The sequence below is a fragment of the Acetobacter lovaniensis genome, from assembly GCF_014207635.1.
GTDB classification, from domain to species: Bacteria; Pseudomonadota; Alphaproteobacteria; order Acetobacterales; family Acetobacteraceae; genus Acetobacter; species Acetobacter lovaniensis.
Window position 1 is genome coordinate 659,470 of sequence record NZ_JACHIE010000001.1, and the last position, 20,565, is coordinate 680,034.

The following is a 20,565-nucleotide window of genomic DNA, read 5'->3' on the forward strand; positions in this document are numbered from 1 at the left end:
CTAAACGTCCGCTTGCTGTGCGGCGGACGTAGCTCAGCTGGTAGAGCGCCGGTTTGTGGTACCGGTGGTCGCGGGTTCAAGTCCCGTCGTTCGCCCCAGCATATTCCCTTTTAAAATCAGGTTTTCCAAACCCACCAGTCCCTAGATTGCCATAGCGGCAGCACAGCCGTGGCATGTGGGGCAATACTGCTGCAAGCTCGCAGCAAGTATAAACACGCGGGCTCCACCAGCCCCCTCCTCCACAAAAAAATGCAGGCTACCGGCTGGTTCAGGCCAGAATCCCGGTTTGGTGTATTTTCCAACACCGTGGCAATGGCATAAAACCACAGAATGCAAAGCACGTTGCCCCCCATAAGCCTGCTCGCCCTGATCATGCTTCCGGCCTGCACTGCCCCCGTGGCTCCACCCAACACGCCACCGGCTGAGGCCGCATTGTACCGGGCCAAACAGACTTGTCTGGACACCTACCAGACCCGTCCCGGACAGGTTGCCAAGGATAACATGAGCAAGCTGATGACCTGTCTGGCCAGAGCCACCCAGAAATACGGGCAGCAGGCTTACGGCCCCTATGCTCCCATTTACATGGATGGTGCCTCAAAAGGGGTTGAGGCCGCCCGGCACCTGCGTGATGGCATTTACACCCCCGATCAGTTCGGGAGTGAGATCGGGCTTATTCAGGAGCAGGAAAACTCGGCCATTGCGCAACAGAAGGCACAGATGTCCACTCCCATGGACCCTATTTTGCAGCCGGTTCCAGCCGCACCTGGCCGTTAAGTCACGCCCGACCACAGAGCCTGAATCTTCCGCACCCCACCACCTGCGGACCTGACCAGATTGTGATGAACAGGGCCAATCCGGCACAAAAACGGCCTGCTTCCGCCAGATATACGCTTGAAACCCGGCTCTCCTGTCCCGAATGTGAAGTGCGAGACAGTTTACGGCTGTGGCAAGGTGCTCAATCCATACAGTGTATGACAGTCATACAGATTGCGCAGCATTTGTGAGAACGAACAAGAAAACCATGTCGGAAATGGATTGGTAATCATGGCTAAAATCAAGGTCAAAAACCCGGTTGTAGAAATGGACGGGGATGAAATGACCCGCATTATCTGGCACTTCATCCGCGAGCGGCTGATCCTGCCTTATCTGGATATTGACCTCAAATACTACGATCTGGGCATTGAACACCGCGACGCCACGAATGATCAGGTCACCATTGACGCCGCCGAAGCCACAAAGCGCTACGGCGTTGCGGTCAAGTGCGCCACCATCACACCGGACGAAGCCCGGGTGAAGGAATTTGGCCTGAAAAAAATGTATCGCTCCCCCAATGGCACCATCCGGAACATTCTGGACGGCACCATTTTCCGCGAGCCCATCATCTGCTCCAACGTGCCCCGTCTGGTGCCTCACTGGACAAAGCCGATCGTGATTGGCCGCCATGCCTACGGAGACATCTACCGCGCTGTGGAAACAAAAATTCCCGGCCCCGGCAAGGTCACGCTGAACTATGTGCCAGATAACGGGGGGGAGCCCATTACGCTGGATGTGCATGACTTCAAGGGCCCCGGTGTAACGCTGGGCATGCACAACACCCGCGCATCCATTGAAGGGTTTGCCCGGGCCTCCCTCTCCTACGGGCGCGACCGCGGGCTGCCGGTTTACCTGTCCACCAAGAACACCATTCTCAAAGCCTATGACGGCATGTTCAAGGACGTGTTTGCCGAGGTGTATGAAAACGAGTTCAAGGCTGAATTTGAAAAACTGGGCCTGACCTACGAACACCGCCTGATTGATGACATGGTGGCCTGCGCCCTCAAATGGCCCGGCGGCTATGTGTGGGCCTGCAAGAACTACGATGGCGATGTGGAAAGCGACATTGTAGCACAAGGCTTTGGCAGCTTGGGCCTGATGACATCCGTCCTGCTCAGCCCCTCTGGCGATGTGGTGGAAGCCGAAGCCGCCCACGGCACGGTGACCCGCCATTACCGCGAACACCAGAAGGGCAACCCCACCAGCACCAACCCCATCGCTTCCATTTTTGCATGGACTCGCGGGCTGGCCTATCGCGGCCGGTTTGATAACACTCCGGACGTGGTGCACTTTGCCAACACACTGGAAAAAGTGTGCATTGATACGGTGGAAGCCGGGCAGATGACCAAGGACCTTGCTCAGCTTGTTGGCAAAAACGCCCAGTGGCTCAACACTCAGGACTTCCTGGATGTGCTGGACGCACGGCTGAAAAAAGAACTGGCCAAGGCCTGAACCCGGACTGGCAGGCCCGCACATGCGGGCCTGCTTTTTATACCCCCACCAGTACGCACCGCAGAGCCTGCCAAATATGCTCCGAACCATGCCTTTTGCCATTGCGTCCAAACCGACGCTGACGCAAAACAGGGCTTTGAATCTTAGCATAACCTTAAGAGCAGGACCCTGCGCATGTCAGTCATCCCCGCAGAAACAGACGTAGCCATTATAGGGGCAGGCCCGGCCGGGCTGTTTGCCGCTTTCCAATGCGCCATGCTGCGCCTGCGCTGTGTGCTCATTGATGTTCTGCCCGAAGTGGGCGGCCAGTGCGCGGCCCTTTACCCCGAAAAACCGATTTACGACATTCCCGCCTGCCCCGCCGTGGAAGGGGCCGAACTGATTGCCAATCTGGAACGCCAGATTGCCCCGTTTGATATTCCCCGCCTGCTCAGGCACCGGGTCGAGGGGCTGAGCGGCCAGCGCGGGGACTTCTCGCTCACCACGGACAAGGGCGCTCATCTGCACGCCAAGGCCGTGATTATTGCCGCCGGTGCTGGCGCTTTTGGCCCCAACCGCCCCCCGCTGGATGGCCTTGGCGCATATGAGGAAAGTGGCGCGGTGCAATACTATGTGCGCCGCAAGGCAGACTTCCAGAACAAGCGCATCGTGATTGCTGGCGGCGGGGATTCCGCGCTGGACTGGGCGCTCTCCCTCAAGGACACGGCTGCAAAACTTTATCTGGTACACCGGCGCGACCGCTTCCGTGGCGCACCGGAAAGCCTGCGCCAGCTTGATGAAGCCGTAGCCGCCGGGCAGATTGAAAAAGTGGTGCCCTACCAGCTCCACGGCCTGCAAGGCGCCAATGGTGCGCTGACCGGCGTGGATGTGATTGACATGGACGGCGCCACCCGCACGCTGGAAGCCGATGTGCTGCTGCCCTTCTTTGGTCTGGCAACCGACCTTGGCCCTGTTGCCCGCTGGGGAATGGATACCCAGCGTTCCACCATTCCCGTTACCCCCTCCAGTTGCGAAACAAGCCTTGCTGGCATTTTTGCCATTGGGGATGTGGCAACCTACCCCGGCAAGCTCAAGCTGATCCTGCAGGGCTTTAGCGAGGCCGCCATGGCTGCCCACGCCATTCACCCCATTATTTACCCCGAGCAGGCCCTGCACTTTGAATATTCGACCAGCAAGGGCGTTCCCGCCGCGTAATCTGCGCCGTTCGACCTGCCGGGCCGCCTGCCATAATGCCACCGCCTTTGCCGGGTACGGGGGTAAAGGCAGGGTGTCCCGCAGGCCCCGTTTCCATACTGGCGGGAGAGTTCTCTCCCATCCTCTTATAAGGATGCAGCCGTGAAAATCATTATCCTTGGCGCAGGCGTGGTTGGTGTGACCTCCGCTTGGTACCTGAACGCTCTGGGGCATGACGTCACCGTTATAGACCGCCAGCCTGCCCCAGCCCTGGAAACATCCTTTGCCAATGCGGGTCAGGTTTCGCCCGGTTATTCCTCCCCCTGGGCCGCACCCGGCCTGCCCTGGCAGGCCATGACATGGATGCTGCACCCCCGCCATAGCCCGCTGGTCATTCGCAAACGGCTGGACATGGCCATGCTGCGCTGGTTGCGGCAACTGCTTAAGAACTGCAACGCGCAGTCTTACGCACTCAACAAGGCCCGCATGCTCCGCGTGGCCGAATACAGCCGCGATTGCCTCGACGCCCTGCGCGAGGAAACCGGCATGACCTTTGATGACCGGCAGCAAGGGCTGATCCAGCTTTTCCGGACTGACCAGCAGATCAGCAAAAGCCAGCGCGACATGCGCCTGCTGGCCGAAAGCGGAATACCCCACCAGTTACTTGGCGTGGACGATATTCTGGACCACGAGCCGGGGTTACGCCATGCGGCCCATCTGCTCAAAGGCGGACTGTTCCTCCCCAATGACCAGTCGGGAGATGCACATATCTTTACCCAAAGGCTTGCCCGCATGGCCGAAGCCAAGGGGGTGCGCTTTCTTTACAACACCATCATCAAGGGGCTGGACGCCACGGCAGGCACGGTTGTTTCCGTCAGGACCAGTGCAGGGCACCTGAGCGCAGATGCCTATGTGATGGCTCTGGGCAGCTACAGCGCCCGCCTGCTACGCCCACTTGGGCTACACCTGCCGATATACCCCGTTAAAGGTTATTCGCTGACCCTCCCCCTGACGGATGAGAGCCATGCCCCGGTTTCTACGGTGAATGATGCGTTCTACAAAGTATCCATCACGCGTCTGGGCAACCGGATACGGGTGGGCGGCACGGCGGAACTGACCGGATATAACCTCAAGCTCAGCCCCGACCGGCGGGAAACACTGGAACTCTCTTTTTCCGAACTGTATGGCGGGGGCGACCTGAGTGCCGCCACATACTGGACCGGCCTGCGCCCCTGCACGCCCGATGGCACGCCCATTATTGGCCCGGCCACGCCTTTTGGTAATCTATGGCTCAACACTGGCCACGGCACATTAGGCTGGACCATGGCCTGCGGCTCCGGTCGCCTGATTGCAGACATGATTGATGGCCGCAAAACCGATATTCCCGCACTGGATCTGGCCTTAACCCGCTACGGTTAAGCGGTGGCTACAAACCAGCAGGCACAATAAAAGGGCCGGAGAATTTCTTCTCCGGCCCTTTTATTTTAAGGCTCTTATGCCTCCACATCACCGGCGGGCTGGCTTACGCCACCCCACCGCTAGATATGGTTGACTTACTGAGCGGATTCAGCAGCCGGAGCAGCGTCACCTTTGGCGCCTTTTTTGGCGTGGTGCTTGCTGCCATGCTTACCAGCATGCTTGGCATGCTTGTCGGCTTTTTTGCCTTCTTCAGCAGCAGCAGGAGCTGCGGCTTCAGGAGCAGCAGGAGCGGCAGCAGCCGGAGCGGCAGGAGCAGCAGCTTCCTGAGCGAAAGAAGGAACAGCAGCGCCCATCAGAGCGACTGTGGAAAGAGCGGCGAGCAGACGACGAGAAATCATTTCTTAAATCTCCAATACAACCGGTCAGAATTCCTTTGGCTTTACTGCACCATCCCGTGCAAAAAACCTCCAGCCGGTTTCTGGGTTCATGCATATCACGGCATAGACAGGCCGTCTGCGTTTAAAATTTGCGCAACGTTTTCACTTATTATGAGTTTAACGCACTAATGCCATAGTTTTGCCACATTTTAGGAATTCTCAACAAAAAAACAGCCTGAAATAGGCAGTTTTCCTTGATTTTAGAAAGACGTACCTAGTTTTCATGCCTGTAATGCGCTCGAAAAAAATAATCCTTGCCACAGAGTAACCTTAGTTTGCCTATGCCCACAAAAAACAAGGGCCACGCTTGCGCGTGGCCCCTGGTTACTCAGCCTTCGCGGCTTTTGGACCGCTTTTTACGCTCATTCGGATCAAGGTAACGCTTACGCAGACGAATGGCTGAAGGGGTCACTTCCACCAGTTCATCATCTTCAATGTAAGCAATAGCCTGTTCCAAAGACATGCGACGCGGCGGGGTCAGCATCAGGGCATCGTCCTTGCCGGATGCGCGCATGTTGGTCAGCTTCTTTTCACGAACCGGGTTAACTTCCAGATCGTTTTCACGCGAATGCTCACCAATGATCATGCCGACGTAAACTTTTTCGCCAGCGTCCACAAACAGTGTGCCACGTTCTTGCAGGGAGAACAGGGAATACGTTGTGGTGTTGCCATCTTCAGCCGAGATCAGCGACCCATTGCGACGCCCTTCAATGGTGCCAGCATACGGCTGATACCCGAAGAACAGGCGGTTCATGATACCTGTGCCACGCGTGTCGGTCAGGAATTCGCCGTGGTAGCCGATCAGCCCGCGTGAGGGGATGATGAAGGTCAGACGCACCTTGTCCCCACCGGAGGGACGCATATCCTGCATCTGGCCTTTGCGCAGAGACATCTTCTCCACGACCACGCCGGAATAGGGTTCGTCCACGTCAATGGTGACTTCTTCGTACGGTTCTTCACGTTCACCGGTTTCTTCGTTCGTGCGGAACAGCACGCGCGGACGACCGATGGTCAGTTCAAACCCTTCACGGCGCATGGTTTCGATCAGCACACCAAGCTGAAGTTCACCACGGCCAGCCACTTCAAACGCTTCGCTTTCGGGGCTGTCGGTCACGCGAATGGCAATATTGCTTTCGGTTTCCTTGAACAGACGGTCACGAATCTGGCGGGACGTCACCTTCTTGCCTTCACGGCCACCCAGAGGGCCATCGTTCAGGCGGAAGGTCATGGACAGGGTCGGCGGGTCAACCGGAATGGCGTGCAGCGGTTCGGTCACTTCGGGGGCGGCAATCGTGTCCGGAATGGTGGCTTCGGACAGACCGGCCACAGCCACGATGTCCCCTGCTTCCACTTCCTCAACCGCAACGCGTTCAAGGCCACGGAAGGAGAGCAGCTTGGTCAGGCGGCCTGTTTCAACCACGGAACCGTCCGCACGCAGCACCTTGACCGGCATGTTCATGCGGGCACGGCCCTGTTCGACACGACCGGTGAGCACACGCCCGAGGAAGTTGTCGTTTTCAAGGATTGTGGCCGTCATGGCGAACGGCTTTTCCTTGTCCAGCACGGGAGCAGGCACATGCTTGATAATCAGGTCGAACATGGGGCTGAGGTCCTTGCGGGCCCCTTCCAGTTCCAGATCGGCCCAGCCCTGACGGCCAGAGGCGTACAGCATGGGGAAGTCGAGCTGTTCGTCATTCGCACCAAGGGCTGCGAACAGGTCGAACACTTCGTTATGCACTTCGTCGGGGCGGGCGTCGCCACGGTCGATCTTGTTCACGACCACGATCGGCCTGAGCCCACGGGCCAGAGCCTTGCCCACAACGAACTTGGTCTGGGGCAGAGCGCCTTCCGCAGAGTCGACCAGCACAACCGCGCCGTCCACCATGCTCAGAATACGTTCCACTTCCCCGCCGAAGTCGGCGTGTCCGGGGGTGTCGATAATGTTGATGCGGGTATTTTTCCACACAACAGACGTGCATTTCGCCAGAATGGTAATACCACGCTCACGTTCCAGATCATTGCTGTCCATGGCGCGTTCAGCAACGTGCTGATGCTCGTGGAAAGAGCCAGACTGTTTCAGCAGTTCGTCAACGAGAGTGGTCTTGCCATGATCGACGTGTGCAATGATGGCGATATTGCGGATATCCATGAAGTCGGCCTGATTGCTCCTGCGCGCCTTACCGCCTCCTCCGTGCTTGGAAGGGCGGTCAGCGATCGCTGTGGTGTTTGCGTGGCCGCACAGATAGCCCTCCCCGCACCATAATGCACGTAAAATTCTTATGTCTGTCCCACATGGGGGTTGACCTGAGCCCTGCGTGCGTCAGAACCAGAGCGCCACAGCACAGGTCCAATGCCGCGCCCCAACGGGCTCACCCCCTGTTGCGACTCCGCCGGGCCTTTGATTTATGTCATGCCCCGATACCGCCAACACCATGAAGGACCGCATGCCGGACCACGTATCCCCTTCAAATCCGCGCATCCAGTTCCGGCCTACAGCCACCCTGACATTTATGGGCCTTGTTTTTGGGTTGGTCATGGGTCTGGGCGCTCCCCTTTTTACGCTCGATCTGGCGGATCGGGGCTATGGCGCGAGCATGGTGGCCGCCAACAGCATGATGCAGGCACTGGGCGCCCTGGGCATTGCGCCCTTCATGCCGCGTCTGGCCACATATCTTGGACCACGGCGGGCCATTTTTCTGGCCCTTATGGGTGCTGGAATGACACTTCTGCTCTTCCCGCTGGGTCACTCCATCTGGCCGTGGTTCCCTCTGCGTGTCCTGCTCGGGGCCTTTTGCGAGGTCATTCTCGTTCTGTCCGAAAGCTGGCTGAACCAGATCACGGACAACCATGCGCGGGGCCGTGTCATGGGGCTTTACAACACGCTGCTTTTTGTCGGCATTGCCATGGGTCCCGCCCTGCTCAGCCTGACTGGCAGACAGGGGAACCTGCCCTTTTTTGGCACTGCCGCCCTCCTGCTGCTGGCCGCAACCCTAACACAGGCCCCATGGATGGTAGTCCCACCCCCTGCGGCCCCAACACGGCACCGGCTCTGGCGTTATCTGGCGCTGGCCCCCATTGCCATTACCGCCACATTGCTGATTGCCATGCTGGATGCCGCAGCCACGTCCTTTCTGGCGCTCTATGCCATCCAGTCTGGCTGGAGCGAACGGGCGGCCACCCTGCTGCTGAGCGTCATGCTGCTGGGGGCAACGGTCATGCAGGTGCCCATTGGCTGGATTGGAGACAGAACCAACCGGCGGGCCTTACAGATCATTCTGGCATTGCTGGCCTGTGGTGGCGCGTTGCTCTGGCCTTTGGTCATGCACCAGCCTGTTCTTGCCTACCCGCTCATGTTTGTGTGGGACGGAGCATTTGCCAGCCTGTATTCCGTTGCCATGGCCGCCGCAGGCAACCGCTACCGCGATGGAGACCTGATAGCCATATACGCCCTGTGCTCGCTGGCATGGGGGCTGGGCAGCTTTACCGGCCCGGCCATAAGTGCGGCGGCCATGCAGGCCAGCCCCCACGGGCTTGCCCTTTTTGCCGCCACCTTATGCGGCCTGTTCGCCCTGCTGCCCCTGATTTTGAAAAAGAGCGTGTAACATGCTCCCAACCGGTGACGCAGGACCGTTTGTGTGTGCAGGCAACAGCTTAACCTGACAGGGGAGAAGCAGTCCTTTAATCCTGCGCTCCAAAAGAGCAGATGTCCTTGGTGAAGGTGGGACTGTCGGTGGACGCCGCCATCAATACAGTTCCCCAACCACCCGCAACACCGCGGCCTCTCCGGTTGCGCAATCTCACCTGATGTCGGTCACCGCGCCTGCTGCTTTCAAGTCACATCGACACAGATGACCTCAAAACATAACCCGTTATCAAAACATATCACCAGATTCTCAAGATCAGCGGAGCATTGTCGGGCGTAACTACAATAATCAATGTATCGTATCCGAATTTCTTTCAGCCATCTACTTTCCGAATATCCACTCTTTTCCCATGACTGGCTTTTATCAGGCTGGACCAGCCCCCTGGGTATTCACCTGAAGGCTGTAAAGAGCCCCCCCTGCGCACATGAACAGCCAGTCCCTCTTGGGGCCACCAAAGGTCAGGTTGGAAACACCATGAGGCAGGCGGATGCGCCCGATCAAATGCCCTTCGGGGTTGAAGATGAACACTCCGCACAGGCCCAGTGGCCCGCTTACGCCACACCAGAGATTGCCATAAATATCGGCCCTCAGCCCGTCAGGGATCATCTGGACCCCTTCAAAACGCATATTGGTGAACAGCCTTGGGTTGGAAAGGGGGAGTTCCTGTCTGTGCAGGTCGAACTCATGCACGGCCAGATCCCCATCATGCCCGCCTGCCCCATTCTGCCGCCCTGAGGAAATAACATACAGATGCGAAAAATCGGGCGAAAAACATAACCCGTTGGGGTTGGGCAACTGGTCCTGCGTTAACACGACATCAATCCGCCCCGAAGGATCAACCCGGAACGTGTGATCGGGCTGCCTGTGCATGCCACCTATGGCACCGATCAGTTCCTCGCCCACCCGCCAGCGAATACGCCCATCGGGGTTGGCCTCCCCCCCGGCGGCGTCGGCGTGGCCTTCTGCAAGACTGTCTCCATACCCCGGATCCGTAAACCAGATGCTGCCATCGGGGTGGGCAATTACATCATTGGGGGAACTCAGGGGTTTGCTCTCAAAATGATCGGCCACCACATGCACCGACCCATCATGCTCCCAGCGCACAACACGGCGTAAAAAATGCTCGCAGGAAATCTGGCGACCCTGATAGTCAAACGTATTGCCATTGGAATGGTAGGATTCCGGACGGAAAAGCGTAACCTCGCCTGTCTCCCACAGGTAACGGTACTGCTGGCTGGTAACGGTATCGCTAAACAGCAGGTATCGCCCCTCGGCCGACCATGCCGGGCCTTCCAACCACACCCCGCCATTCCACACACGATGGATGGTCGCATGACCACTGATCAGATCGCGGAAAGAGCGGTCTATCACCATCACATCGGGGTCCGGCGCATAGGACGGAGGCGCTTCCGGCCCCCATTGCCGGGGCGGCTGGGTGGTGACATCAGGCGGGAAGGCGGTTACCGCCGCACCCGCACTGGTGGCCAGCGCCTGCCGGGGGCCGCTCAGGCGTGGCAGCAGCAGACCGGCTGACAGGCCGGACAACCCCTTGAGCACATGCCGCCTGACCAACCTGTTCCGTAATGAGGTTACCATCTGAGAGTCCCCTGCGCCTTGCCCTGCCAGCAGGCCGCCCATACGGCCTGCGCCCGGCTCGACCTCCCGCCATACCCTGCAACGGGGGGGCTGTCACCTCCGGCAGGCTCCAGTTCAACGCATAGCGCTCAGGGAATTCTGGCAACCCTGATCAGGTTGGTGGAACCACTCACCCCAAAAGGCACACCTGCGGCAATCACCACCGAATCCCCCGGAGCGCCAATCTGTGCGCGGGCCACAACAGCCAGAGCCTCTTCCACCATCCGTTCTACCGTGGTGGATGCCGTGTGCGGCGGGCTGACAAACGCCCGCACACCCCACACAAGAGCCAGCCGCCGCGCGGCCTGCGCCGTGGGCGTAACCCCCAGCACCGGGCAGGTCGGGCGTTCACGCGCAATGCGCAGGGCCGTGGCCCCCCTGTGCGTATAGGCCACAATGGCGGGAGAGCGCAGAGTGGCTGCAACCTGCTGGGTGGCGCTGGCTATGGCGTCGGCTACATAATCTTCCGGGGCAAGACGGGCTGCGGCCATGTGGGCCTGCCAGCCTGCATCCTGCTCCACCCGCCACAGAATACGGTTCATGATCCGCACCGCCTCGCGCGGGTATTGCCCCGCCGCCGACTCCGCCGAGAGCATGACTGCATCAGCCCCGTCAAACACCGCTGCCGCCACGTCCGACGCTTCGGCCCGTGTGGGGGTTGGTGCGGTTATCATGCTTTCCAGCATCTGGGTGGCCACCACCACCGGTTTACCCAGCCTGCGGGCCTCGCGGATAATCCGTTTCTGAATAAGGGGGACACTCTCTGGCGGCAGTTCCACCCCCAGATCACCGCGTGCCACCATAACCGCATCACTCAGGGCCAGAATGGCGGACAGGTTTTCCACCGCCTGAGGTTTTTCCAGCTTGGCCAGCAATGCAGCCCGCTCGCCCACAAGGCTGCGGGCCTGCACCAGATCTTCCGGCCGTTGCACAAATGAGAGGGCCACATAATCCACCCCCAGTTCCAGCGCATAGGCCAGATCCACCTTGTCCTTTTCCGTCAGGGCCGGAATGGGCAGCGCCACATCGGGCACGTTCACCCCTTTATGGTCGGAGAGCGGGCCACCAATTTCCACCCGCGTTGCCAGCCAGTCCGGCCCGGCCTGCTCCACCACCACGGCCAGTTTGCCATCATCCATCAGCAGACGGCTGCCCGGTGTGGCCACCTTGATAATTTCGGGGTGGGGGAGTTGCACGCGCGTGGCGTCCCCCAGCGTGTCGGACAGATCAAACCTGAAAGGCGCACCCGGCACCAGTTCGACCTTAGCATCCCTAAAGCGTCCGACCCGCAGCTTTGGCCCCTGCATGTCGGCCAGAATACCAATAGGGCGGCCCAGTTCGGCCTCAACCTGCCTTACAAAAGCATGGCGGCTGGCATGATCGGCGTGGGTGCCGTGGGAGAAGTTGAAGCGGAACACATCCGCCCCTGCCAGAGCAAGGTCACGGATGGTTGCGTAATCGGATGAGGCTGGACCAAGTGTTGCAACAATTTTGGTGCGACAGGCCACTGCCTCTGTTTTTTTACTATCCGGCATTGTGACAAGAGACATAAAGCAGCTTCTCCTTAACACTCCGCCGGAAAAGTTCAGGAGGGGCTGATCACGTCCTCAGCATCCACACCCCAGATGGCCCGGCGGGGCACCCATCCGTTATACTGCTTGACCGAAACCTTGCACCAGGCCGACCCAGCCGCACACTCCCGGACCGAGCCAACCGTACCCGGCCGCAGCACGGCCACTATGGCGGCATCCTCACTGGCGCCTGCACGCATGAACACCACACCGGACAGTTTTGCCGCATCCTGCGCCGTACCAACACTGGCGACGACCCGAGCATCCATATGCCCCGAAGGCAAGGCCTTTTCGCCATCCTTACCGGCCTGTGCGGGCACGGGTGTTTCGTCCCCCGGAGGTTCACCGGGGATCAGAAAATCTCGCCCACCCGCCAGTGTGGCCTGCTGCATCCAGCCTTTTTGCCCGGTGGGATCTTCCACCAGACGCCAGACATCAAACTCCCGTTCCACCCGCACCGGCATACCCCGGCGATGATAGACCCACAGAATGGGAAAACGCTGCCCCGGCCCTGCCCGCATGTTCACTTCATCCGAGCGCAGGGCGGCATAACGTGGCAGCGGCAGGCCGGTTACACTCCCTTTTGCGGGGTCGTTCTGCACACCAGCATCGGGTGCCCCCATGTCGGGCGTACCGGGTGCGGGAGCAGCAGCAGCAGCAGCACCAGCGGCAACCGTTGCGGCCGCAGCCCCTGTGGCAGCCGCCACAACATGGTGGTGCGCAGGGGTATGGTGCGCTAGCCTGGCCTTCGCGCTTGCGGCCTCATGCTTTTTGGAGTGCGCGCCTTTTTTACCGCTCCGCGTGGCGGCGGTCTCATGTTTGCCTCTGGTTCTGCCGCTCCCGGCCTTGTGCGCGGCTGTGGCCTGTGGGGCCGTCAGGGCGTGTTTATGGTGTTTGTGGAGCGGAGGCGCCACACCATCGGCCGCAACACCGGCAGACGCCGTGATGCCAGAAAAAGCCACCATGCAGCCCGTCACGCAGGCAAGCAGGCGAAACCGGAAAAAGGAGCGAGTGCACATCATGGCTGCATCCCTGCCAAGAGAGTGACGCGGGGGCAAGAGGCCGCACACACTTCGCACGTGACTTTACGTTTCACAGCAGGACAGACTTGCGTCACAACCCTGTTCAAACCTGCCTTTGCATGCACGTTCATCCGTTAAAATACGAGTTGTCTGGCCTGACCAGCCCGGTCAAAAAAACTCGGCAGCCCTACGGTTTCAACCCCTTCCAGCAGGTCCTGTGCATTCAGCCCCTGTGTTTTTACGCCGGAGTCGCACACCATAAGGGTCACTCCCATATCCACCACCGCCTCACGCAGGTCATCCAGCCCGGCAACACCCGCATGCGCCCGCATACGCGCGCCTTCGGCTCCATCCAGCCCGTTCCACTCCCCGCAAAAGGCGCAGACCCCAGCCCCCATGCCAAACAGCAGAACGTTCTGCCCCATGGCCGCAGCCGTGGCCGCCAGCATGTAAGCCGCGTGAATACGCTCGTATCGGGCCTCCACAACCAGCAAGGCCAGATCGCAGGGGGGAGTATGCGCCTCAGCCATGACCATGCCCTCCGCCACAGACCGTGCAGGCCGGGTCAGCAGTCAGGGTCATGGTTGTAAACCTCATGCGCAGGGCATCCCACATCAGCAGTTCCCCGGCCCCAGTGTTGCCCAGACCCAGTATCTGCTTGAGCACCTGCGTTGCCTGCAATGTGCCCATAACACCTGTTACCGCGCCAAATACACCGGCATCACCACAGCTCAGGCCGGATGCCTGCCCGTCTGTTGCAGGGTACAGGCAGTTATAGCACCCGCCCCCTGTGGTGGGGCTGAATGTGGCCAACTGCCCTTCAAACCGCTGCACGGCGGCAGAGACCAGCACCTTGCCAGCCTGTACGCACGCCGCGTTGACCGCGTAGCGGGTGGCAAAGTTGTCGCACCCATCGCACACGAGGTCATACCGGGTGACAAGATCGTGGGCATTACTGGCATTGAGCCGCATATCCCATGCCTCCACCACAATCTCGGGGTTCAGGGCGGCCAGCTGCTCACGCGCCGTATCCACCTTCTTGCGCCCCACGCCACGCGTGGTGTGCAGTACCTGCCGCTGAAGGTTGGACAGTTCGACCACATCATCATCCACCAGACCGATTCGGCCCACGCCTGCGGCAGCCAGATACAAAGCCGCTGGCGCACCCAGCCCACCGGCCCCCACCACAAGCACGGAGGCGTTTTTTAACGCGACCTGCCCCGTACCGCCGACCTCGGGCAGAAGAATGTGGCGGGAATAGCGCTGGATTTCATTTTCGCTGAGGTCAAGCTGCATGGGTCTTCTGTATCCGCTCCTGAGTAGTCTGGGGCATATGCTCCCCCATATGCGTTATGGATGCCCCAAAAACTGAGCAACAAAGGTCACATTTTTGTAATAACATAGGGAACCACACGCATTATTATCTGGTTAGAAGACGGTATCTGGTTTATAAGAATTGCATCAAACGCATATGAGGAATGTGTAGCATGACAACCTTCACCCAGCCCGGACCCGCAGTCCGGCCAGCCAGTCTGCCCCGCCGCCAGACCGCGCGCCGGGTGTGTGTTGCCACGGCGGCTGCATCGTTTGGCCTGTATCTGGCCTCCCCTTTTGTCACGTTGTGGTCTGTCGCCTCCGACCTGCAACGCCACGATGCCGTAGCCCTGGGCCGGATGATCAACTGGGGCGCGCTTGATGCCTCACTCAAACGGCAGACACTGGCTGGCCTGCACCTGAACATCCAGCCCGCAGCGGATGAACTGCCTGATTTCGGGTCGTCCTTTGCCACGACAGCCGTATCCAACGCAGTGGATACCACGGTCACGCAGGCCAACCTTGGCACATTGCTGGATGAGGCCCTGCCCAGTTCCGCGCCCTCGGCGCAGTCCGGTACGCCGTCCTTTGCATCTCTGGCCACGCGGGCTTCGGTCCATTTCAACCGCCTGAACCAGTTTGTTATGGAACTCCCCCTGCCCGGCCATGAGCACGAAACACCCCTGCGCGTGGAATTGCGTATTCAGGGCTGGAAGTGGAAAATTACCAACGTGGAATTGCCCGTACGACGCGCTCCCATCATGCAGGCATCGGCTACGCCTTCCAACACCTGAAAACAGGCGGAGCGGAACCCACAAAAAAAGCCAGTCCTCCCTTGCGGCGGACTGGCTTTTTGCTGTCGCTACAGTTCAGGCGCGGGGCAGGTCTTCTTCCAGCACCACCATATTTATGGCGTAGCTGACATCGCCATCTTCATCATCACGATGGACGGTGCCGATAACTTCACCCTTTACGGCCAGTTCGACCGACATACCTGCACGCGGGGCCGGGTTTACAGTCAGTTCAGGCGAACCCAGCAGGCGGCGCAGCGCGCTCTGGAGGCGGGTGATCTCTGAAGCAGAAAGAGAAGCGCTCATGTCATTCATTCCTTAGTCGAGCCAAATCACGCATCAGGAAAAACAGGGCACGGGGCGTATCCGATCATCCCGCCAAAGGTGAACGACCATAAACCCGGCGTGCGCGCCTTCCGATCTGTTCCGCACCCTATAGGCCATCCCGCTCGGGCGGGGCAACCTTTGGCAGATGTGCCACGCCCTTGCCATGCCCGCGCCACTTTCCACCATGCAACTGTCTCTCTCATCAAGGGAGATACCTACATCGTGCGAGCACTGCGCCCTCTTTTGTCCGCTCTGCTGATCAGCCTGTCCGCCGGGCTGTGTGTTATGGCCACGCAGGACAGGCCCCTGCCACCGACCATACAGAGCGACAGAACAGATCATGTGCTGTACATGGCAACGCATGATGGCGTGGCCCAGACTGCAACAGCGCTCTCCCGCCCCCATGGGTGGGACGATGTGATGCAGGCTCTGGCACAGGGCAGGCCGGAAGCCGCCCGCATTGTGGCAACCGTTCTGCCACAGACCGACGCCCGTACGGCCCGGTCACTGGAGCACACGCTGCAACGCCTGCTCCCCCGCCAGCCTGCAATGGTACTGAGCGCGACCGAGCCCAATGCGGCCGCAACTGGCAGTACCAGAAACATCTGCTCGCCCACGGGCATGTCCACCACATGGCGCAGACAGGCCGAACAGGCCGTGACCACAGTTCATGACATCCGTCTGGCTACGCGCGCGCAGACCTGCCTGCATACACTCCAGCACCGGGCTCCGTCCGCCTGAGTTGCATTTTTTCAAACATTTTTGAAAAACACAGATTTGTTAACCAGATTTTTTTAATTTTTATCGAAAAATAGCGCTGCATTCCGTATAAGCAATGCAGCACACGCAAATGCGATATGACATGAGCGCATTTATAGCAATAATGGGAATATAAGTAATTCATTATTTGAATGAATTGCCGGACCTAATAAAAATAACAAGAAGTGACCTCGGCCCATGACCGTAATCACCCGCCACACCGCTCCAAAACCGACCAGCACCGCACACCCCCCCGTGTCCGGCCTGCGCGGTTACACGCCTTCCCTGGCGCTGCGTACCGGGCTTCTGGCCTCTGGCTCGGCCCTGCTCTGCCTATGGGCAGCCCCCATCCGGGCCGAAACCGCGCCTAATGCGGCATATCTCCATATGCCGCACACACAGCCGGACACGCAGCCAGACGCAACGGCTGCCACCACCACCGTTACTGCCCCTGCGCATGTTACGGGGGCACGCATTGTGACGATTACCCCTCCTGCATCCCAGCCCCCCCAGTCCAGTTTTTGGGATAACAGCCGACTGCTCCCTCCCCTGACCAGCCGCCCCGAAGCCTACGGCCAGCCCCAGTCGCTTGAACTCAAGCCCCTGCCAACAGCCCTGCTGCATCAGGGACCGTGGGGCGTATTCAACACCAATACCGGGGCAGCCGCAGGCTTTGGCACCGTAGGGTATTATGCCGTCTCCCGCTGGGCGGAAGACTGGTCGAGCCTGCGCGACAAACGCAACCGGCTGGACCCTATGGATGTGCTCAAATACATTCCGTTCAACACGGAAGGCGATATTTACCTGTCACTGAGCGGCAACTTCCGGCAACACAATTTTTATGACCAGCGCGCAGGATTTGGCTCGACCAAAAAAGAGCCCTCCTACCGCAACAACTTCCGCTGGAATACGGGCGCGGACCTGCATCTGGGCGAACATGTCCGCCTGTATGGGGAGTTGATGAGCGGTCAGGCGGCGGGGGTCAATTACTATGGCTACGCCGGGGGCCGCTGGCGCAGCAGGCTGGATGTGCAACAGGCCTTTGTGGAAGTGCGCGGCAAGGTGCTTAACGCCACCGTGGGCGGCATGGCTGGACGCATGACCTTTCTGGATGCACCACCCTACTTTACCGCAGGGAGCGTGTACCCTTCCCTGCCCTATTCATGGAATGGTCTGCGCGGCTATGCGTTCTGGAAAAACTTCCGCATAGACGGGTTTTACCTGACCCTGACCAACACTGCGCCTTCGGCCATGTTCCACGATCAGGTCGGATGGAACTCGCGTCTGTTCGGAGCCTATACATCCTACGCGGTGCCCAGCTTCAAGTTCCTGGGGCGCAACAGTCAGGTGTTTGTGGATACTTTCTATCTGGGGTTCATTCTCTCCAAGAGTGCCCTGCCCACTCTGGAAGGTGGCTCCATTGCGGGCTCCACCCACCGCGATACGCCGGGCACACGCATATGGGGCAATGCAGGCCCGCTGGAGTTTTCGGTTGGCGCCATGTGGCAGGGGGGTGAGTTCCGCGCGGCCAAAAACGGACCAACGCGCCCTGTTTCCGCCTATGCCATTGATGCCACGCTCTCCTGGCGGTTTGCAAAATGGCCCGGCCATCCTGCCATTGGCATACAGGTGGACAGTGTCTCAGGCGGGAATATGCACAAAGACCAGAACAGTTCCTGGGGCAGCTTTTTGTCCCCCTACGTGCCCAGCGCCTACTACCTGGATATGAGCACCTATATCGGTCAGTCCAACCTGATCGACGTAGGCCCCATTGCCACCATTGCCCCCACGCCCAACACCACCTTGCTGCTCAAGGTGCCCGCCGTGTGGCGTAACAGCCGACAGGATGCCATTTATGCCAGCGGCACCGCCTTTTACGCCTATCGCCCGCACGGGGCCTACACAGCCACCATGCCACAGGCCAGCTTTACCTGGCGGGCCACACGCCACATTACGCTTGGCATTGACGGAGAATACATTTTTGCCTCGCACACCATGACCAATGCCGGAGCCACATCTGGCGCCTTTGTACAAAGCAACATTGAACTGACCTTCTGACCCGCTTTGGGGCAGACAAATCCCGGTGAGCATCGTATGTGCACAAAAGAGCGGAGGATTGCGGCCTGCCCGCAAATCCTCCGCCCTTGGACCGTACGCGAGGGAACGCCAGACCACCCGCATGATGGATGGCGCAACCTCCATGACCCTCCGGGAGAGACAGGACGCATGGCCAGCCCGAACCCCCAACGGGAACTCACACTCCGTGGTCTACTGCTTGGTGCGCTTATTACCGTCGTATTTACCGCATCCAATGTGTATCTGGGCCTGCGGATCGGGCTGACATTTGCCTCATCCATACCCGCTGCGGTTATTTCCATGGCCGTGCTGCGCCTTATGGGCGGGGGCACCCTGCTGGAAAACAACATGGTGCAAAGCCAGGCTTCGGCCGCGGGCACGCTGTCCTGCGTGTTTGCGACCTTTCCGGGGCTGATTATTGCCGGGTTCTGGACGCATTTTCCCTTCTGGCAGACGGCGGGGCTGTCCTTTGCTGGCGGGGTGCTGGGGGTACTGTTCACCATCCCGCTCCGGCGCGCGCTGGTGACACAAAGCAGCCTGCCCTACCCCGAAGGTGTGGCCGCGGCCGAAATCCTGCGCGCAGGGGCGGACAGGAGCAACCAGCGCGGCCTGCAGGCATTGATCAGCGGCGGGGTCATGGCCTCTGTTTTTTCGTTTTGCAGTGGCGGCCTGCGCCTGCTGGGCGATGGGCTTAACCTGACCGCAAGTGCGGGCAGTGCCGTCTTCCAGCTCAGTGCCGCGTTTTCCCCCGCCCTGATCGGGGCGGGGTATCTGGTTGGCCTGAGCGGGGGCATGGCCATGCTAACAGGCTGCATACTGGCATGGGGCGTGGGTGTGCCCTGGCTGACCAGCCTGTTACCCAACCCCGCGCACCTGCCCCCCGCCCAGTTTGCGCAGGACATATGGCTGCACAAGGTCCGCTTTGTGGGGGCTGGCGCCATTGCCATTGCCTCCCTCTGGACCCTGATCGAGCTCATGCCCCCCGTGCTGCGGGGCATACGCACCATGCTGCAACGCACAACGGGCCAGACCGCCACAACAGACAAGGACCTTTCCGCCCGCACCATGGGGGGGCTTATGGTGGGAGCCATGCTGTTGCTGGCTGGTTTTTTTGCCGCCTTTCTGGCCCCCGTGGCACACGGGTTCTGGCCCATTGTTGGCGTGGCTGTGGTGTTCTGCGTTGTCTTCGGCTTTGTCATGGCCGCAGCCTGCGGGTACATGGCGGGTATTGTGGGGTCATCCTCCTCCCCCATTTCAGGCATTATCATTATTGGCGCAGTCTTGTGCGCGCTAATGATTCTGGCACTTGAGGCTCTGGGCCTGACACCTGACGCCATGATGGCGGATGGCCAGAAACTGGCCACAGCGTTTACCATCCTGCTCCTGTCGGCCATTACCGCCACCATCGCCATTTCCAACGACAACCTGCAAGACCTCAAGACCGGCCAGCTTGTGGGGGCCAGCCCGTGGAAGCAGGAAGTCGCACTTATAGCGGGTTGCCTTGTTGGGGCTGCGGTTATCCCGCCCGTTCTCAACCTGCTGTATCAGGCATACGGGTTTACCGGCGCCATGCCCCGCCCCGGCATGGACCCCGCCCATGCCCTGTCTGCCCCCCAACCTGCCCTGATTACCCTGATTGCCAAAGGCATTTTTACCCATTCACTGGACTGGACCATGCTTTGCGTTGGCATGGGGCTGGGGGTGGGGCTGGTCGTGCTGGATCTTGGCCTGCGCCGCCGGGGGCAGGCTCTGCCGCCGCTGGGGGTAGCCGTGGGCCTGTACCTGCCAGCCTCCGTCAGTCTGACACTGGCCTGCGGGGCCATACTGGGGTGGGTGCTCAAGCGGATCAGCCGTAACCGACAGGCCACCAGCACCACGGGCCAGAGCAGCCCGGAAGGTGGTTCCACCGGCACCATGCTGGCATCGGGCTTTATTGTGGGGGAAAGCCTGACCGGGGTGTTACTGGCTGTTCTTTCCGGCGCTACTGGGCGGGATAATGCTTTTTCCCTCGCCGCCTTTGTGCCCCAGAACGTACCCGCCATTCTGGGCACACTGGGTTTTGGCGCATTGTGCTGGGCTTTTGCGCGCAAAACACTCCGCACGCCCTGAACTCCCTGCCAGACGGCCAGCCC

At 59.9% G+C, this 20,565-nt stretch carries 18 protein-coding genes and 1 tRNA gene; 11 read left to right on the plus strand and 8 right to left on the minus strand.

Going from position 1 to position 20,565, the window contains the following annotated elements:
- Window positions 1-22 precede the first annotated feature (22 nt).
- The 5 genes from HNR55_RS03040 to HNR55_RS03060 all read left to right on the plus strand — a co-directional run bounded on the left by HNR55_RS03040 (window position 23) and on the right by HNR55_RS03060 (window position 4,857).
- Window positions 23-98: transfer RNA gene (locus HNR55_RS03040), tRNA-His, on the plus strand.
- A 232-nt stretch (window positions 99-330) separates the two neighbouring features.
- A complete protein-coding gene (locus tag HNR55_RS03045; protein WP_166111073.1) occupies window positions 331-774 on the plus strand; it encodes a hypothetical protein in 444 nt (147 codons plus the stop codon).
- Between the two features lie 270 nt (window positions 775-1,044).
- Window positions 1,045-2,265, plus strand: a complete 1,221-nt coding sequence (locus HNR55_RS03050) for an NADP-dependent isocitrate dehydrogenase (RefSeq protein WP_166111076.1) — start codon at window positions 1,045-1,047, stop codon at window positions 2,263-2,265.
- Between the two features lie 174 nt (window positions 2,266-2,439).
- Window positions 2,440-3,459, plus strand: a complete 1,020-nt coding sequence (locus tag HNR55_RS03055) for an NAD(P)/FAD-dependent oxidoreductase (protein ID WP_166111079.1) — start codon at window positions 2,440-2,442, stop codon at window positions 3,457-3,459.
- Window positions 3,460-3,600: 141 nt separating this feature from the next.
- Window positions 3,601-4,857 carry a D-amino acid dehydrogenase gene (locus HNR55_RS03060; protein WP_166111082.1) on the plus strand — a complete coding sequence of 419 codons (1,257 nt, stop codon included), beginning with the start codon at window positions 3,601-3,603 and terminating at the stop codon, window positions 4,855-4,857.
- 134 nt (window positions 4,858-4,991) lie between these two features.
- On the opposite strand, the gene HNR55_RS03065 is transcribed toward HNR55_RS03060, so the two are convergent.
- Together HNR55_RS03065 and typA are read right to left on the minus strand one after the other, a co-directional pair.
- The gene (locus tag HNR55_RS03065) at window positions 4,992-5,255 is read right to left on the minus strand and encodes a hypothetical protein (protein WP_166111085.1); all 264 of its coding nucleotides are present in this window, start codon (window positions 5,253-5,255) and stop codon (window positions 4,992-4,994) included.
- A gap of 367 nt (window positions 5,256-5,622) precedes the next feature.
- Window positions 5,623-7,443 (minus strand): translational GTPase TypA, encoded by a 1,821-nt coding sequence (gene typA / locus HNR55_RS03070; RefSeq protein WP_166111088.1) that lies wholly within the window; start codon window positions 7,441-7,443, stop codon window positions 5,623-5,625.
- On the opposite strand from typA, the gene HNR55_RS03075 reads away from it, so the two are divergent.
- Window positions 7,345-7,557, plus strand: a complete 213-nt coding sequence (locus tag HNR55_RS03075) for a hypothetical protein (RefSeq protein WP_166109652.1) — start codon at window positions 7,345-7,347, stop codon at window positions 7,555-7,557. The two genes, typA and HNR55_RS03075, sit on opposite strands and share 99 nt — an antisense overlap.
- Before the next feature lie 142 nt (window positions 7,558-7,699).
- Window positions 7,700-8,896, plus strand: a complete 1,197-nt coding sequence (locus HNR55_RS03080) for an MFS transporter (protein ID WP_242005391.1) — start codon at window positions 7,700-7,702, stop codon at window positions 8,894-8,896.
- A 405-nt stretch (window positions 8,897-9,301) separates the two neighbouring features.
- On the opposite strand, the gene HNR55_RS03085 is transcribed toward HNR55_RS03080, so the two are convergent.
- The 5 genes from HNR55_RS03085 to HNR55_RS03105 all read right to left on the minus strand — a co-directional run bounded on the left by HNR55_RS03085 (window position 9,302) and on the right by HNR55_RS03105 (window position 14,462).
- Complete coding sequence (locus HNR55_RS03085; protein WP_166111091.1) at window positions 9,302-10,534, minus strand: SMP-30/gluconolactonase/LRE family protein; 1,233 nt, start codon at window positions 10,532-10,534, stop codon at window positions 9,302-9,304.
- Between the two features lie 128 nt (window positions 10,535-10,662).
- The gene (gene pyk, locus HNR55_RS03090; protein ID WP_184382534.1) at window positions 10,663-12,123 is read right to left on the minus strand and encodes a pyruvate kinase; all 1,461 of its coding nucleotides are present in this window, start codon (window positions 12,121-12,123) and stop codon (window positions 10,663-10,665) included.
- Window positions 12,124-12,158: 35 nt separating this feature from the next.
- Entirely contained in the window at window positions 12,159-13,166 is a 1,008-nt protein-coding gene (locus HNR55_RS03095) for an SH3 domain-containing protein (protein ID WP_166111094.1), read from the minus strand.
- Between the two features lie 134 nt (window positions 13,167-13,300).
- Window positions 13,301-13,696 carry a DsrE family protein gene (locus HNR55_RS03100; RefSeq protein ID WP_166111098.1) on the minus strand — a complete coding sequence of 132 codons (396 nt, stop codon included), beginning with the start codon at window positions 13,694-13,696 and terminating at the stop codon, window positions 13,301-13,303.
- The gene (locus tag HNR55_RS03105; protein ID WP_166111101.1) at window positions 13,689-14,462 is read right to left on the minus strand and encodes a HesA/MoeB/ThiF family protein; all 774 of its coding nucleotides are present in this window, start codon (window positions 14,460-14,462) and stop codon (window positions 13,689-13,691) included. Before HNR55_RS03105 ends, HNR55_RS03100 begins: the two co-directional genes overlap by 8 nt.
- Window positions 14,463-14,653: 191 nt before the next feature.
- Here HNR55_RS03105 and HNR55_RS03110 point away from each other — a divergent pair, with 191 nt between their 5' ends.
- Window positions 14,654-15,274: a DUF2939 domain-containing protein gene (locus HNR55_RS03110; RefSeq protein WP_242005392.1), complete on the plus strand. Its 621-nt coding sequence runs from the start codon at window positions 14,654-14,656 to the stop codon at window positions 15,272-15,274.
- 75 nt (window positions 15,275-15,349) lie between these two features.
- Here the strand turns inward: HNR55_RS03110 and HNR55_RS03115 are convergent, their stop codons facing one another.
- Window positions 15,350-15,577, minus strand: a complete 228-nt coding sequence (locus HNR55_RS03115) for a DUF3126 family protein (RefSeq protein WP_166111106.1) — start codon at window positions 15,575-15,577, stop codon at window positions 15,350-15,352.
- Window positions 15,578-15,820: 243 nt separating this feature from the next.
- Here HNR55_RS03115 and HNR55_RS03120 point away from each other — a divergent pair, with 243 nt between their 5' ends.
- From HNR55_RS03120 to HNR55_RS03130, 3 genes are all read left to right on the plus strand, one after another.
- Window positions 15,821-16,339, plus strand: coding sequence for a hypothetical protein (locus tag HNR55_RS03120; RefSeq protein ID WP_253544943.1), 519 nt, complete (start codon window positions 15,821-15,823; stop codon window positions 16,337-16,339).
- 216 nt (window positions 16,340-16,555) lie between these two features.
- Window positions 16,556-18,415: an alginate export family protein gene (locus HNR55_RS03125; protein ID WP_166111109.1), complete on the plus strand. Its 1,860-nt coding sequence runs from the start codon at window positions 16,556-16,558 to the stop codon at window positions 18,413-18,415.
- 168 nt (window positions 18,416-18,583) lie between these two features.
- A complete protein-coding gene (locus HNR55_RS03130; RefSeq protein WP_166111112.1) occupies window positions 18,584-20,542 on the plus strand; it encodes an OPT family oligopeptide transporter in 1,959 nt (652 codons plus the stop codon).
- Window positions 20,543-20,565 lie beyond the last annotated feature (23 nt).